Below are 15,991 nucleotides of genomic sequence, written 5' to 3'. Positions count from 1 at the left end.
AGGCGTTTAGATTTGGGCTTTTTTAGGGAAACAAGGTTCAAAGGTGCGAAACAAGAGGATTTATAGTTTTTTTGGATAGGCGCCAGTGAAAAAAACGGTTGTTTTTCTGAACTTTCTTTTCGTTCCGTGGTATAGTGGAAATGGATACATAGGAACCATAAAAGGAGATGGAAGCAGAATGAAATTTTTTATTGATACTGCCAATTTCGAGGAAATCAAAACCGCAAATGAATGGGGGATTTTGTCCGGTGTAACGACAAATCCGTCGCTTGTGGCAAAGGAAAATGTTTCATTCCATGACCGGTTAAAAGAAATTACGGCGCTCGTGCCTGGTTCTGTCAGTGCTGAAGTCGTTTCCGAAGATGCGGAAGGTATGGTGAAAGAAGGAAAGGAACTGGCGGCTATTGCTCCGAATATTACAGTCAAAGTGCCGATGACGCCGGAAGGAATGAAAGCCGTTCATCAATTGGCACAGGCAGGCATCCGCACAAATGTTACCTTGGTTTTCAGCAGCAATCAGGCGCTTTTGGCGGCAAGAGCGGGTGCAACGTATGTTTCGCCGTTCCTTGGCAGGCTGGATGATATCGGTCATGACGGCATCCACCTGATTTCCGAGATTGCCGAAATTTTTTCCATCCATCAAATTGATACGGAAATTATCGCAGCTTCGATCCGCCACCCGCAACATATTACACAAGCGGCGCTCGCAGGGGCGCATATCGCAACCGTCCCGTTTAAAGTGCTCACACAGCTGTTCAAGCATCCGTTAACAGACAAAGGGATTGAACAATTTACACGCGACTGGAACAGCCGTACAGCAAAATAACGGAAATATTTAAAATTGCTCTTTATTTCTTGCTTTCTCCGGGACAGTTTGATTTTCCGCCTGTTCGGCAATCCTGTTGCTGGGATTCATATTGTTTTTCGGAGCTTTCGGACTCAGTTTGCGAACGGCCATTTACAGCCGGAATGTACATCCATACCCGCTAAAGAAGGGAGCTTAATATGGAAAAGCTAAAAATTGCCGGGGGATATCCTTTGAAAGGCACCATTAAAGTGAGCGGCGCAAAAAATAGCGCTGTCGCTTTAATACCTGCGACCATCCTCTCGGAATCTCCTGTAACAATAGAAGGCTTGCCTGAAATTTCCGATGTCCGGACATTGACCGGCCTGCTGGAAGAGATCGGGGCCACGGTTACGTCAGAGGACGGGGAAATTACGGTCGATCCCCGCCATATGATCTCGATGCCGCTGCCCAATGGCAGGGTGAAGAAACTGCGTGCCTCATACTATTTAATGGGCGCGATGCTCGGCAGGTTCAAAAAAGCTGTCATCGGGCTGCCGGGCGGGTGCCATCTCGGACCGCGGCCGATCGACCAGCATATTAAAGGCTTTGAAGCATTGGGCGCAAAAGTGACAAATGAGCAGGGTGCCATCTATTTAAGGGCGGATGAATTGAAAGGTGCCCGTATTTATCTGGACGTTGTCAGTGTCGGGGCAACGATCAATATTATGCTGGCTGCCGTTAAAGCAAAGGGAAGGACAATCATTGAAAACGCTGCAAAAGAGCCGGAAATCATTGACGTAGCCACACTTTTGACAAATATGGGCGCAAAAATTAAAGGCGCCGGAACAGATGTCATCCGGATTGAAGGCGTAGACCATTTGAGCGGCTGCCGGCATACGATTATTCCGGACAGGATCGAAGCCGGTACGTTTATGATCCTGGCGGCGGCCGCGGGTGAAGGAGTACTTGTTGACAATGTCATTCCGCATCATCTCGAGTCGCTGACCGCAAAGCTCAGGGAAATGGGCATACCTGTGGAAACCGGGGATGAACAGATTTTTATCGGGAAAGCAGACAAGCTGAAACCCGTTGATATTAAAACGCTCGTTTATCCGGGGTTTCCGACAGATCTGCAACAACCGTTCACCACGCTTCTGACAAGAGCAGAAGGGACGTCCATCGTAACCGATACAATCTATTCCGCCCGCTTTAAACATATTGACGAGTTGCGGAGAATGAGCGCCAATATTAAAGTGGAAGGACGGTCTGCGATTGTAAACGGGCCGGTCCGGCTTCAGGGGGCAAAGGTGAAAGCGAGTGATTTGCGTGCGGGTGCTGCCCTTGTCATTGCCGGCCTGATGGCAGAAGGCGTGACAGAAGTGACAGGCGTGGAACATATCGACCGCGGATACAGCTGCCTCGTAGAAAAATTAACCGGACTTGGTGCTGCTGTTTGGCGGGAAGGCATGTCCGAAAAGGAGATGGAACACCTGAACCATTCCTAGCGGACAACTGCCGGCTCCCCCATAAATAGAAAAAAACAAAGAAATTATGACACAATAATTTTTTAAATGTGATATACTAATTAAAAAATCTATTTATGGGGGTAGTGAAATTGGAAAGAAGTTTGTCAATGGAATTGGTCCGCGTCACGGAAGCTGCAGCACTTGCATCCGCAAGATGGATGGGGCGCGGATTGAAAGATGAAGCGGATGATGCGGCAACGTCCGCGATGCGTGATGTGTTCGACACCATTCCGATGAAAGGCACTGTCGTCATTGGTGAAGGGGAAATGGATGAAGCACCAATGCTGTACATCGGGGAAAAACTCGGGAATGGATACGGCCCCCGCGTTGACATTGCAGTTGACCCGCTGGAAGGAACGAATATCCTGGCATCCGGCGGCTGGAATGCGCTCAGTGTGCTGGCGATAGCAGATCACGGGCATTTGCTCCATGCGCCGGATATGTACATGGATAAAATTGCTGTCGGCCCTGAAGCAGTCGGCATGATTGATATTAATGCGCCGATTATCGATAATTTAAAAGCTGTGGCAAAGGCGAAAAATAAAGATATCGAGGATGTGGTGGCAACAGTTCTGAACCGTCCGCGCCATGAAGAAATTATTGCGCAGCTCCGTGCTGCAGGCGCCCGGATCAAACTGATCAATGACGGGGATGTGGCAGCTGCCATTAACACGGCATTCGACCATACCGGTGTGGATATTTTGTTCGGATCGGGCGGCGCGCCGGAAGGGGTTATTTCAGCAGTTGCGCTGAAATGCCTCGGCGGCGAGATCCAGGGACGCCTTCTGCCGCAAAACGACGCGGAGCAAGAACGCTGCCTGAGCATGGGGGTTGACATCAATAAAGTGCTGATGATGGACGACCTTGTGAGCGGGGATGACGCCATTTTTGCTGCGACCGGCGTAACCGACGGGGAACTTTTGCGCGGTGTCCAATTTAAGGGCCAGTACGGATCCACCCATTCTGTCGTCATGCGTGCAAAGTCGGGGACGGTCCGCTTTATTGAAGGGCAGCACAGTCTGAAGAAAAAGCCGAACCTTGTGATCAAAGCGTAAATCTCCGGGGGACCATGCAGCTATAGCGGCGGGGGAAGGGCGGAAGTGCCGCCTTCCCTCCCATTTTCAACAAAGTTTTTTACCTCTTATGCTATTTTTAGTTGATTTCTCTTCTGTTTCAGGGTTAAAATGATTATGATTTTATTTATAAATATTCAATTGTTTGTCTTCTTTTTCTTCCGTACATGGTGCGGCTCCATAGATGCACGTGCTGCAACATTGCCTCTTTGCAGACAGCTCATGTTTTCTATCTATGCGCAAAGCAAAACTGTGGATGTTCATATCTTGCCTTCACATTCCTTTATTTTTAGCCTGTTCTGTTCCATTGGTATACCGGTATAGTTTTAAGCGCCGGGAACAAATGGAAAATTTTGATGTAACGGAAGAAACAGACTGCTCTACCCGACTGTAAATTGAAAAAGTGTGGTGTTTTTATGGAAAGTTTATCAATATCAAGTCTGGAAAATATGACGTTAAAAGAGCTTTATGCCCTTGCAAGAGAGTATAAAGTATCCTACTATAGCAAACTGACGAAAAAAGAGTTAATTTTTGCGATTTTAAAAGCACGGGCAGAGCAAGAAGGGTATTTCTTTATGGAAGGCGTGCTCGAAATCATCCAGTCGGAAGGATTCGGATTCCTGCGCCCGATCAACTACTCCCCAAGTTCGGAGGACATTTATATTTCTGCTTCGCAAATCCGCCGCTTTGATTTAAGAAACGGCGATAAGGTTTCCGGCAAAGTCCGGCCGCCGAAAGAAAACGAACGCTATTACGGCTTGCTGCATGTGGAAGCGGTAAACGGCCAAAACCCGGAAACCGCTAAGGAACGGGTTCATTTTCCGGCTCTGACGCCGCTTTATCCGAACCGGCAGATTATCCTTGAAACGGCTCCCGAAAAACTGTCCACCCGGATTATGGATTTAATCACCCCGGTTGGTTTCGGGCAGCGCGGTTTGATTGTGGCGCCGCCGAAAGCCGGTAAAACGATGCTGCTGAAAGAAATTGCCAACTCTATTACCGTGAACCATCCTGATGCGGAATTGATCGTTCTGTTGATTGATGAACGGCCGGAAGAAGTAACAGATATTGAACGTTCCGTGCATGCGGATGTCGTCAGCTCGACCTTTGACGAAGTGCCGGAAAACCATATCAAGGTTGCGGAACTCGTATTGGAAAGAGCGATGCGCCTTGTCGAGCATAAGCGCGATGTCGTCATTTTAATGGACAGCATTACGCGCCTCGCACGCGCCTATAACCTTGTGATTCCGCCGAGTGGGAGAACGCTTTCAGGCGGGATTGACCCGGCTGCGTTCCATCGTCCGAAACGGTTTTTCGGGGCGGCGCGTAATATTGAAGAAGGCGGCAGCCTGACAATTTTGGCCACCGCGCTAGTCGATACCGGATCACGCATGGATGATGTGATTTATGAAGAATTTAAAGGCACCGGGAACATGGAGCTCCATCTTGACCGCTCCCTCGCTGAAAAGCGCGTTTTCCCGGCCATCGACATCCGCCGTTCCGGTACAAGGAAAGAAGAACTGCTGCTTTCGAAAGACCATCTCGAAGTGCTGTGGGCGATCCGCAAATCGATGTCCGATTCTCCGGATTTTGTCGAAAAATTCTTGCGCAAGCTGAAACAATCCAAAACAAACGACGAGTTTGTGGAAATGATCAAAGCAGACTTGAAAGTATCATCGTCAAGGCGTGTAATATAAGGAAAAATAAGGAAGAACTTTTTTCAGGCAGTGATGTTGCATTTCCACTTCGGACTTGCTATACTAAGCATAGTGTGTTTATGAAATTTTACAGGGCGTGTCCCGTAAAACAATAGAACTCTGTTTCGCAATGACTCAGGGCTGAAGGAGATGAAAAGCATGAAACCAGGAATTCATCCAGAATACAAAAAAGTAATGGTCAAATGTGCGTGCGGCAACGAATTCGAAAGTGGTTCTGTAAAAGATGAACTGCGCGTGGAAGTATGTTCCGAATGCCATCCATTCTATACAGGACGCCAAAAATTCGCGACTGCTGACGGACGTGTTGATCGCTTTAATAAAAAATACGGACTTAAATAAAAGAATCCATGAAAAACAGGCGATGCGTTTGCCTGTTTTTTTTATGGGATTCCGGTTTGCCCGGACGGATTTTTCTGATCCTAAAACCATATTTGTTGAAATAAGGAGCGGGAACGATGGCACAGCTATTTTTCAGATACGGCGCAATGAACAGCGGCAAATCGATTGAAATATTGAAAGTTGCCCATAACTATGAAGAACAGAATAAACCGGTCCTTATCTTTACATCGGGTATCGATACGCGCGATGAAGAAGGCTATATTTCAAGCAGAATCGGTTTGCGCAGGAAGGCGATCCCGATCTACGATGATACGGATATTTTTGAAATGGTGAAAGGGTACAATCCCCCGCCATACTGCGTCCTGATCGATGAAGTCCAGTTTTTGAAAAAAAGACATGTGCTGCAGCTTGCCCGCATTGTCGATGATTTGCATATCCCGGTAATGGGATTCGGCCTTAAAAATGATTTTCAAAATGAACTTTTTGAGGGCAGCAAATACATGCTTTTGTATGCGGATAAAATCGAAGAAATGAAAACGATCTGCTGGTTTTGCGAGCGGAAGGCGACGATGAATTTGCGCGTCGATGAGAACGGGAAGCCGGTGTATACAGGGGACCAGATCCAGATCGGCGGGAATGACACGTATTATCCTGTTTGCCGCAAATGCCACGACCATCCGCCGCTGTGACGGCATGTGGTTCGTAAATAAACCTCCGTCCGAAGGGAAACCTATTGGAAAAGGAGGTTTTTTTTATGGCAAAACAGCTGATTTTCCTCTGCCTGGCCATGCTGCTCTTAGCAGGTTGCACGGCCCAAAACCGGACCCGTGAAGCTGCGCCGGATCGTGTTGAAACGAGGCCGTTAAGCACGGCGGATACGCAAAAGGCCGGGCAAAGAAACGGGGATGCTGGCGGGGCAGCTGCTGTAAACGCGGATATCGAGAGGGTGCGGGAAGCGGTTTGGAAAATGGACAACGCCGTCCCGCATTCGGTATATGTGAACGGGAAAGATATGTGGGTCAATGTCCACACGGAGGAACAGCTGAACCACAGGGAAAGAATGAAAAAAGCGGCGGACATCCGCAGCCAACTTTTGAAAGTGGCCCCCCGTTACGACATTCATGTCCGAATAGACGTGAAATAGGAAATCATCCCGGAAAAAGGCGTTTCAGCAGCTGTTTTCATGTTCCGCTTTAAGTTTCCCCGTGCGTATACTATAATAAATTTGTTATGTCTGAGGGCGGATTTTGCTGTTATCGGAACGGGAATACGTTGTGAAATGAGGTGGGGTTCGATGTTCGATCGGTTGCAGGCCGTGGAAGACCGGTACGAAAAGCTGAACGAGTTGTTAAGTGATCCTGAGATCGTCAATGATCCGAAAAAACTGCGGGAGTATTCGAAGGAGCAGTCGGATTTACAGGAAACCGTGCAGGTGTACCGTGAATATAAAGAAGTGCAAAAACAGCTCCAGGATGCAAAGTCGCTTCTTTCGGAAAAACTCGATCCTGAAATGAAGGACATGGTGAAAGAAGAGATCCATGAGCTCGAGTCAAAAATCCCGGAATATGAAGAGCGCCTGAAAATTTTGCTCCTGCCGAAAGACCCGAATGACGAAAAAAACGTAATTGTGGAAATCCGCGGGGCAGCAGGCGGGGATGAGGCCGCGTTGTTTGCAGGCGACCTGTACCGCATGTACATGCGTTATGCCGAATCGCAAGGCTGGAAAATCGATGTGATTGAAGCCAATGTCACGGGGATCGGCGGGTACAAAGAAATTGTGTTTATGGTGAACGGCAAGGGTGCGTATTCGAAATTGAAGTTTGAAAACGGGGCTCACCGGGTGCAGCGTGTGCCGGAAACGGAATCGGGCGGGCGTATCCATACGTCAACGGCAACGGTTGCGGTTTTGCCGGAAGCGGAGGAAGTCGAAGTGGATATCAATGAGAAAGATATCCGGATCGATACATTTGCATCAAGCGGGCCGGGCGGGCAAAGCGTCAACACGACGATGTCAGCTGTGCGCCTGACCCATATTCCGACCGGGATTGTCGTGTCTTGCCAAGATGAGAAATCGCAGATCAAAAATAAAGAAAAAGCGATGAAAGTGCTGCGTGCCCGTATTTATGATAAATTTCAGCAGGAAGCGCAGGCGGAATATGACGCCAACCGGAAATCTGCCGTTGGAACGGGGGATCGTTCCGAGCGGATTCGTACGTACAATTTTCCGCAAAACCGTGTGACGGACCACAGGATCGGGTTAACGATCCAAAAGCTTGACCAGGTGCTTGATGGCAAACTCGATGAAATCATTGATGCCCTTATTCTTGAAGACCAGTCAAAAAAACTGGAGCGTGTGAATGGCTGATGGAAAGGAACATAAAAGTGTATGAAGCCTTGCAGTGGGCTTCTTCTTTTTTAACGGAAAACGGTCGTGACGCGCAAGCCGGGGAGATCTTGCTCGGACATTTTCTGGATATGGATCGCACCCGCCTGCTTTCCAACTTGCGGATGGCATTGCCTCCGGATGTGGAGGCGAAGTTCCGGCAAGCAACAGAAGCCCATGCAAAAGGGGTTCCGGTCCAGCATATCACGGGCTATGAAACCTTTTACGGACGGAAATTTTTTGTCAATGGGGATGTGCTTATTCCGCGCCCGGAAACGGAAGAACTAGTGCAGGGTGCAATCGGACGGATTCGCCGTCATTTCGGGGAAACAAAAGGGCTTACATTGGCAGATATCGGGACAGGAAGCGGCATTATCGCGACCACAATTAAATTGGAGTTGCCGGAGCTTTTGGTGTACGCCTCCGATATTTCGGAAAAAGCGCTTGCCGTAGCTGAAAAAAACGCTGAAGCCCTGCATGCGGATATCCGGTTTGTGCACGGAGATCTGCTCCAACCGTTTATACACGGCGAGAAATTGGACATTGTTTTATCCAATCCGCCGTATATCCCGGAAACGGACCGGGGCTCGTTATCCGTTGTGGTGCGCGACCATGACCCGGAAACGGCCCTGTTTGGCGGAGAAGACGGCCTTGCGTTTTACCGGCGCTTTATGGAAACATTGCCGTCTGTTTTAAACAAGCGGGCGCTCGTCGGTTTTGAAATCGGGTCAGGCCAGGGGGAGCGCGTTTCCTGCCTGTTGCGGGATACATTTCCGGAAAGCGTTGTGGAAGTCGTCCGCGATATCAATGGCCATGAGCGGATGGTGTTTTGCGAAAAAAATTAGCTTTTTTTCAGATTCATAGTTTAAAATCCCCTGTTCCTGCCCACAATGGGAATATGAAGGGACGGGGGAAGAAAATGAAAAGAAAAACAGTGGTTTCATTGTATATTTTCATGTTATCGATCGCAACGATCATCAGTTTATATGCACCGAAACAAAAAGCGGTGGAGGCTGAAACCATCGTTATTCCGAAAGATGCGATCCGGCTGCGCATTCTGGCAAACAGTGACAAGCCGGAAGACCAGGCAGTAAAACGGAAAATCCGCGATGAAGTAAATACGAACATCGCCAAATGGGTAGGCCACTTAAATTCCAAAAAAGAAGCGGAAAAAGTCATCCGCTCCCACTTGCCGGAAATTGAAAGCATTGCAAGAAGGGTGATGGCGGAAGAACAGCTGGACGAACCGGTAAAAGCCGAACTTGGTAAGGTCGCCTTTCCGACAAAATTATACGGCCAGTACTTATATCCGGCCGGGAAGTATGAAGCGGTTTTGATTACGCTTGGGGAAGGCAAGGGCGCCAATTGGTGGTGCGTCCTGTATCCGCCCCTCTGTTTTCTCGATTTTTCCAACGGCGTTGCAACAGCTGGCGGGAGTGAAGAAAAGAAATCGGAAACAAAGAAGGTTGCGACTTCCAATGCCCGCACAAAACCTGCCGAAGCGGCGACAGCTGAAAAAGTGAACCGGAAACCGCATGAAAATCAACCAGCGGCACAAGACCGCAAAACGAAACAGCCAGTCGGTGAAACAGCAAACCACACTAGCGCTGTTTACGCCGGAGAGGATGGCGAGGTGGAGAAAAAGCTGCTGATTGTGAAAGTGATCAAAGAACTGTTTTAACATTTTCCACCCGGATTGTGGAAAGCTCGGACAAACGGGCTGGAACAAAGACGGGTTATCAACAAAATGCGAAGTATTATCCACAAGTTGTGGATAATACTTGTTTCATTTTTCGAACTTTTGTATACTTGCCGGGAGAAAACTTGATAAATAAATATCCTGGCAGGACCGATGATTGGATGGAGAAAGGTGAAAAAGAATGGAAACAAAATACTGGGTTGTGGATAAAACTGTGGAGAATCCCGGTGCTTATCCACAACTTGCAGAAGCAGCGCAGTTACTGAAAGAGAAGCAGACAGTCGCTTTTCCGACTGAAACGGTATACGGTTTAGGAGCCGATGCAACAAGCGATGAAGCGGTGGATAAGATTTTCAAGGCAAAAGGAAGGCCATCCGATAATCCGCTGATTGTCCACATTGCGGAGGAAAAGCAGCTGGAAGAATTGGCGGAAGAAATACCGGAAACGGCGAAAGTGCTGATGAAAGCTTTTTGGCCGGGCCCGCTTACGCTCGTTGTAAAAGTAAAGAAAGGGGCATTGTCCGAAAAGGTGACGGCCGGGCTGGACACGGTCGGGATCCGCATGCCCCGGCATCCGGTTGCACTGGCGCTTATTCGCATGAGCGGGCTGCCGATTGCCGCCCCGAGCGCCAACCGGTCCGGCAAGCCGAGCCCGACATTAGCTCGCCATGTCCGGGAAGACCTTGCCGGTAAAATTGCCGGCATTGTGGACGGCGGAGAAACGGGTGTCGGAGTGGAATCGACCGTGCTCGATGTGACAGCGGAAGTGCCTGTGATTTTGCGCCCGGGCGGTGTTACGAAAGAACAGCTCGAAGAACGGATTGGAAAAGTGAGGCTTGATCCGGGACTAAAGGGGACTGGTGCTGGCACCCGGCCGAAAGCACCTGGCATGAAATATACGCATTATGCGCCGGATGCGCCGGTTTATCTTGTGGATGGCAGCACGGCTTTTATGCAGCGAATGATCGATGCGCACCGGGAAAAAGGGGAAGTAACAGGGGCGATTGTGACGGAAGAAACGTCCGGTATCGTCCGTGCTGATGTGGTGGCAGTTTGTGGCAGGCGGGCATCCCTTGAGACCGTTGCCCATCACTTGTATGATACACTTCGATCGTTTGATGCGCAAAAAGTGGATGTGATATTTTCTGAAATTTTCCCGCGTGAAGGCATCGGCCGGGCGATTATGAACCGGCTTGAGAAAGCAGCGGGGCATCGTTATGTAAAAGAAGAGGATGTTCAGTAACCCGGACGCTTCCAAACGGCCCTTATTGCTTGGTGCTGTTTTATTGCGGATCAGGTGCGCGGGCGGTTTCGGATGATCTGCGGCTTCTAAAACGCCCCGGACGTGCATAAGCTGGAATAGGCACGTCCAAAGGGGGAAAAAGAGATGGCAGTCATCGCAGAAATGGTAACTTTGGCGATCATGGCTTTGGCGCTCGGCACGGATGCTTTTTCGGTGAGCCTCGGCGTGGGCATGATGCAGCCCAGACTGAGGCAAATCTTTTACATAGGTTTAACGGTCGGCATTTTTCATGTGTTGATGCCGGTTCTCGGCATTTTTGCGGGCCATCTTCTCTCCCATACTTTTGGCCTATTTGCCCAGTATATTGGTGGCATATTGCTCGTGATTATGGGGATACAGATGATTGTATGGGTCTTCAAAAAGGAGGGGGCGCAAGCTGTCAGCCCGTCCGGATGGGGAACGATGCTGTTTGCGTTGAGTGTAAGCCTGGACAGTTTTTCTGCCGGGCTATCACTTGGCATTTTCGGCGTGCGGACTGTTGCTGTCATGATTTGCTTCGGCGTTGCTGCTACATTTTTAACCTGGCTCGGCCTTTTGATCGGCAGGAAATTCCAGGGTTGGATCGGGGTGTATGGCGAAGTGCTCGGGGGAACGATCCTCGTTGTTTTTGGACTGAAATTGCTGTTTTCTATTTAGAAAAGCCGGCTTCAATTTTCCGGCTTTTTTTTATCTATCAACAGATTGACCTTGTAATTAAGGTCTTTTTTACTATAATAATAGTAGATTTAAAAGTTCAGGATAGGAGGACAGCCTTTGAATATCCTTTTTGTTTGCACCGGGAATACATGCAGGAGCCCGATGGCCGAGGCTATTTTAAAAGCGAAACAGCTGACAGGCATTGAAGTGGAATCAGCCGGCCTTTTTGCGCCCGAGGGTGAAGACACTTCTGTCCATACCTACGAAGTGCTGAAAGAAAATGGAATCGATTTCCGCCACCACGCCCGGAACCTTTCGGAGAATTTGGCGGGTTGGGCTGACGTGATTCTTACGATGACGTCCGGGCACAAACAGGCAGTGGCAGCACGGTATCCGCATGCCCGCAATAAAACGTTTACGATCGCGGAGTATGCCGGAAGCAGCGGGGATGTGCCGGATCCGTACGGCGGCAGCCTGGATGCTTACAGAGAAACTTATCAACAATTGCATGCATTGATCAATCGTTTGATTAAAAACAGGAAAATGGGAAACCAGGGGCGGGTGTGACGGATGGAAAAGCGAAGCTATAGATTCAGTTTAACGAAGAAAATTGTATTGTTCGTAACCGGGCTGTCTTTTATTACATATTCGGCAAGCGGTCTTTTCATTTATCTTATTTATCCGTTTTTTTCCGACTGGATAAAGCTGCCGTGGTTTATTGTCATTACACTTGCATTAGGGATTATCTGGTCCGGGATTTTAAGCTTTTTCGGTTCATTCCTGATTGCAGGCCCGATGCGCAAGTTAGAAGATGCAGCCCTTAAAGCGAGCCGCGGGGATTTAAGAGATGAAGTCCCCGTGCCGAAATCGGGCGATGAAATCGAGTCGCTCGCAGCGGCTTTCAATTCTTTGCTTTCCAATTTGCGGGAGACGGTTGAACAAATTGATGAAAATGTGGAACGCACCAAAGAAAGTGTGTCGGAAATATCGGAGAAAACGGCACTGGCTGCGGGCCAGGCGGAACATGTAAACAAGACGGTGGAAGAGATTTCACTTGGCGCCGAGCAATCCGCGGCTGCCACCCAATCTGCGGCTGACCTCGTTGAAAAAACCTATCAGCTTGCATCCGAAGTCCGCGGGAAAGCGGATACTTGCAAAAAATCTTCTGATCACATGCTGAGCGAATTAAAGACGAGCAAAGAGACAATGGACTCGCTTATATCAGGTGTTGAAAATCTGGCAAAAGAAAATACCATCTCGCTGGAAGCCGTTCGGGATCTTGCGGAAGAAACGAAGAAAGTGGAGGGGATCATTTCTTTTGTCGGTGAAGTCGCGGCACAAACCAATTTGCTGGCGTTGAATGCTTCTATTGAAGCGGCACGCGCCGGGGAATACGGGCGCGGGTTTGCGGTGGTCGCAAATGAGGTCCGGAAGCTTGCGGATGAAAGTGCCCAGGCCGTTCAGGGTATTACCGGGATGATCCAGCACATTGAGCAGGAAGGTACACGGGTTGTCGAACAAATGGCTGTACAAGTTCAAAAAGCCAATGAAGAAGTGCACAGAGGACAAAAGGCCAATGAAGCGATGGACAGAATGACGGAATCAATCCATTTGGTTGCGGGGGCAGTTGATCAAATTGCCGGTATGGCCAAGAACCAAATGGATGCGATTCACGAAGCTTCGAGCCAGTCGCAGGAAGTGGCGGCCATTACCGAACAGACTTCTGCCGGGGCAAAAGAAGTCACCGCGATTACAAATGAGCAGGCGCAGAACATGGAATTGATTGAAAGGCTTATCGCGCAGCTCGAGCAGGATGCGGAGAAATTAAAAGGGAGCACCCGCCGCTTTCATATCCGGTGAGTTTTTCGCCCGCCTGGTTTTGGACGGGGAGCACCGGTTTTGGCTGGAAGAAGCGTGGCAATTCTGGTTTTGTGCCGGGAAATCCCGCAAGACAAGAGGAGATGCGGAAACATGTGGCCGTATGCCTGGCATTTTTCCGGGGACGATGGACGTTTTAAACGGGCCGGAAATTTTAACAGCCATGGAACCTGGCTCTAAGACGCTTTATTTTCTTTTTCGCCGTTCTGTGCCACAATAGAATCAGAAGCATGAAGGAGGGGGAAGAACATGAAAGTGGCATTGGCTTCAGACCACGGCGGTAAGCATCTTAAACAGGAAATTGCGGGTTTGCTTCAGGATCTGGGTGTTGCCTACGAAGATTTCGGATGCGATTGTGAAGGATCGGTTGATTATCCGGATTACGCGCTTCCGGTTGCGGAAAAGGTGGCAAAAGGGGAATTTGACCGTGCGATCCTTATTTGCGGCACCGGAATCGGGATGTGTATTTCCGCCAATAAAGTAAAGGGTATCCGTTGCGCGCTTGTGCATGATGTCTTCAGCGCGAAGGCTACAAGGGCCCATAATGACAGCAATGTCCTCGCCATGGGAGAGCGGGTCATCGGGCCGGGGCTGGCCTGTGAAATTGTAAAAGAATGGCTCGGAACGCCGTTTGAAGGCGGCCGCCATGCGCGCAGGATTGAGAAAATCGCGCAGTATGAACAAAAATAACAGAGGTGTTTTTGTTGCAATCAGATTCGGCACGTTTGGAAGAACAGTTGGACCGCATGCTGGATGAATTTTTCCGGCAGGTGCCAATGAAAAAAGGACAGGTTTTTGTTGTTGGCTGCTCGACATCCGAAGTAACCGGGAAAAAAATCGGGACAGCAGGGGCAATGGATGTCGCCGCCATTATTTATGACAGTGTACAGATGTTTGCACGCCGGTTCGGATTCCAACTGGCATTTCAATGCTGCGAACACCTGAACCGGGCGCTTGTGGTTGACCGTTCGCTTGCTGATGAAAAGGGATGGGAAGAAGTGACGGTCGTGCCTGTCCGGAAGGCGGGTGGCGCGATGGCTACGTATGCATACGCTCACATGGAAGATCCCGTTGTCGTCGAATATATCCGGGCTGACGCGGGCATCGACATCGGAGATACATTGATCGGCATGCACTTAAAGCATGTTGCCGTGCCTGTAAGGGTTTCCGAAAAAGAGCTGGGAAAAGCCCATGTTACATTTGCCAAAACGCGGCCGAAACTGATCGGCGGCGTGCGGGCGGTTTACGAAAAAGAACAGCCGGAATAAGGACCCCTATACTGCCCTGCATGTTGTATGCGGGGCATGTTTTTTTTCTTCCTGTCAAAAAAATGGACAAATTTTGCAAAGCATTATGGTAAAATAAAAAAGAATATGAAAACAATCTTGAGGGGGTACCGAATTGAGCCATATTGCAAATCAAGACAAGGAAGTTTACGAGGCGATCCGGCAGGAATTGAACCGGCAAAGAAACAAGATTGAACTCATTGCCAGCGAAAATTTTGTCAGCGAAGCGGTGATGGAAGCACAAGGCTCCGTTCTGACCAACAAATACGCGGAAGGCTATCCGGGGCACCGTTATTACGGCGGATGCGAATATGTGGATATTGTGGAAGACCTTGCGCGGGAGCGGGCAAAACAGCTTTTTGGTGCCGAACATGTCAATGTCCAGCCGCATTCTGGCGCACAGGCCAATATGGCGGTTTATTTCACCATTCTGGAGCACGGCGATACGGTGCTTGGCATGAATTTGTCCCACGGCGGGCATTTGACACATGGCAGCCCGGTCAATTTCAGCGGCATGCAGTACCATTTTGTGGAATACGGTGTGGATAAGGAAACGCAGCATATTGATTATGAAGATGTATTGGAAAAAGCGCGCGTACATAAGCCGAAACTGATTGTTGCCGGTGCAAGTGCATACCCCCGCACGATTGATTTTAAAAAGTTCAAGGAAATTGCGGATGAAGTCGGCGCCTATTTAATGGTGGATATGGCGCATATTGCAGGGCTTGTGGCTTGCGGGTTACATCCGAACCCTGTGCCGTATGCGGATTTTGTGACGACCACAACGCATAAAACATTGCGGGGACCGCGCGGCGGCATGATTTTATGCAAAGCGGAATTTGCAAAGAAAGTGGACAAATCGATTTTCCCGGGGATCCAGGGCGGCCCGCTTATGCATGTGATTGCGGCTAAAGCCGTCGCTTTTGGAGAGGCGCTTACAGACGGGTTCAAAATCTATTCGCAAAAAGTGGTGGATAACGCAAAACGGCTGGCGGAAGGGCTCCAAAAAGAGGGATTTGACCTTGTATCCGGCGGGACGGATAATCATCTTATTCTCGTTGATTTGCGCTCTTTCGGCATTACCGGGAAGGATGCGGAGAAAGTGCTCGATGATATCGGCATTACGGCCAATAAAAATACGATTCCGTATGACCCGGAAAGCCCGTTTGTGACAAGCGGTCTCAGAATCGGCACACCCGCAGTCACAACAAGGGGATTCGGCCTTGAAGAAATGGATGAGGTGGCATCCATTATCGGATCGGCATTGAAAAATCCGGATAACGAAGCAGTCTTAAAAGAAGCGGCAGGACGCGTCAAGCATCTTACGGAACGCTTTCCGCTGTACGCCGGCCAAAACTAAGCA

General features: G+C 49.3%; 17 protein-coding genes. All 17 read left to right on the top strand.

All coding sequences use genetic code 11. The annotated features are described in order from the left end of the window. Positions 1-178: 178 nt before the first annotated feature. The 17 genes from fsa to glyA all read left to right on the top strand — a co-directional run bounded on the left by fsa (position 179) and on the right by glyA (position 15,988). Positions 179-826, top strand: a complete 648-nt coding sequence (gene fsa / locus OF158_RS16730; RefSeq protein WP_014096742.1) for a fructose-6-phosphate aldolase — start codon at positions 179-181, stop codon at positions 824-826. A gap of 179 nt (positions 827-1,005) precedes the next feature. Beyond that, complete coding sequence (locus OF158_RS16725; protein WP_035183230.1) at positions 1,006-2,292, top strand: UDP-N-acetylglucosamine 1-carboxyvinyltransferase; 1,287 nt, start codon at positions 1,006-1,008, stop codon at positions 2,290-2,292. A 110-nt stretch (positions 2,293-2,402) separates the two neighbouring features. Next, positions 2,403-3,368 (top strand): class II fructose-bisphosphatase, encoded by a 966-nt coding sequence (gene glpX, locus OF158_RS16720; RefSeq protein ID WP_014096744.1) that lies wholly within the window; start codon positions 2,403-2,405, stop codon positions 3,366-3,368. Positions 3,369-3,802: 434 nt separating this feature from the next. Next, complete coding sequence (gene rho, locus OF158_RS16715) at positions 3,803-5,083, top strand: transcription termination factor Rho (RefSeq protein ID WP_013860747.1); 1,281 nt, start codon at positions 3,803-3,805, stop codon at positions 5,081-5,083. Between the two features lie 159 nt (positions 5,084-5,242). Continuing rightward, on the top strand, positions 5,243-5,443 hold the full coding sequence (rpmE, locus tag OF158_RS16710; protein WP_013860746.1) for a 50S ribosomal protein L31: 201 nt from the start codon (positions 5,243-5,245) through the stop codon (positions 5,441-5,443). 116 nt (positions 5,444-5,559) lie between these two features. Beyond that, positions 5,560-6,132 carry a thymidine kinase gene (locus OF158_RS16705; RefSeq protein WP_014096746.1) on the top strand — a complete coding sequence of 191 codons (573 nt, stop codon included), beginning with the start codon at positions 5,560-5,562 and terminating at the stop codon, positions 6,130-6,132. A 65-nt stretch (positions 6,133-6,197) separates the two neighbouring features. Then, the gene (locus OF158_RS16700; protein WP_035183232.1) at positions 6,198-6,587 is read left to right on the top strand and encodes a hypothetical protein; all 390 of its coding nucleotides are present in this window, start codon (positions 6,198-6,200) and stop codon (positions 6,585-6,587) included. 150 nt (positions 6,588-6,737) lie between these two features. Further along, entirely contained in the window at positions 6,738-7,808 is a 1,071-nt protein-coding gene (prfA, locus tag OF158_RS16695; protein ID WP_035183234.1) for a peptide chain release factor 1, read from the top strand. Positions 7,809-7,819: 11 nt separating this feature from the next. Then, the gene (gene prmC / locus OF158_RS16690; protein WP_035183249.1) at positions 7,820-8,671 is read left to right on the top strand and encodes a peptide chain release factor N(5)-glutamine methyltransferase; all 852 of its coding nucleotides are present in this window, start codon (positions 7,820-7,822) and stop codon (positions 8,669-8,671) included. Between the two features lie 74 nt (positions 8,672-8,745). After that, entirely contained in the window at positions 8,746-9,507 is a 762-nt protein-coding gene (gene spoIIR / locus OF158_RS16685) for a stage II sporulation protein R (RefSeq protein WP_035183236.1), read from the top strand. A gap of 199 nt (positions 9,508-9,706) precedes the next feature. Continuing rightward, on the top strand, positions 9,707-10,768 hold the full coding sequence (locus tag OF158_RS16680; RefSeq protein WP_035183237.1) for an L-threonylcarbamoyladenylate synthase: 1,062 nt from the start codon (positions 9,707-9,709) through the stop codon (positions 10,766-10,768). 144 nt (positions 10,769-10,912) lie between these two features. After that, the gene (locus tag OF158_RS16675) at positions 10,913-11,464 is read left to right on the top strand and encodes a manganese efflux pump MntP (RefSeq protein ID WP_035183239.1); all 552 of its coding nucleotides are present in this window, start codon (positions 10,913-10,915) and stop codon (positions 11,462-11,464) included. 117 nt (positions 11,465-11,581) lie between these two features. Continuing rightward, positions 11,582-12,031, top strand: a complete 450-nt coding sequence (locus OF158_RS16670) for a low molecular weight protein arginine phosphatase (protein ID WP_035183241.1) — start codon at positions 11,582-11,584, stop codon at positions 12,029-12,031. A 3-nt stretch (positions 12,032-12,034) separates the two neighbouring features. After that, positions 12,035-13,324, top strand: coding sequence for a methyl-accepting chemotaxis protein (locus tag OF158_RS16665; RefSeq protein WP_014096754.1), 1,290 nt, complete (start codon positions 12,035-12,037; stop codon positions 13,322-13,324). Between the two features lie 267 nt (positions 13,325-13,591). After that, positions 13,592-14,032 (top strand): ribose 5-phosphate isomerase B, encoded by a 441-nt coding sequence (rpiB, locus tag OF158_RS16660; RefSeq protein ID WP_014096755.1) that lies wholly within the window; start codon positions 13,592-13,594, stop codon positions 14,030-14,032. A 14-nt stretch (positions 14,033-14,046) separates the two neighbouring features. Further along, on the top strand, positions 14,047-14,610 hold the full coding sequence (locus tag OF158_RS16655) for a TIGR01440 family protein (RefSeq protein WP_035183243.1): 564 nt from the start codon (positions 14,047-14,049) through the stop codon (positions 14,608-14,610). Positions 14,611-14,743: 133 nt separating this feature from the next. Then, positions 14,744-15,988: a serine hydroxymethyltransferase gene (gene glyA, locus OF158_RS16650; protein WP_014096757.1), complete on the top strand. Its 1,245-nt coding sequence runs from the start codon at positions 14,744-14,746 to the stop codon at positions 15,986-15,988. Positions 15,989-15,991: the final 3 nt, after the last annotated feature.

Origin of the sequence: Weizmannia sp. WK01 (genome assembly GCF_025905465.1) — a bacterium.
GTDB classification, from domain to species: Bacteria; Bacillota; Bacilli; order Bacillales; family Bacillaceae_C; genus Weizmannia; species Weizmannia faecalis.
The sequence above is the reverse complement of the archived record's forward strand: the minus strand, read 5'-3'. Positions and strand labels throughout refer to the sequence as shown.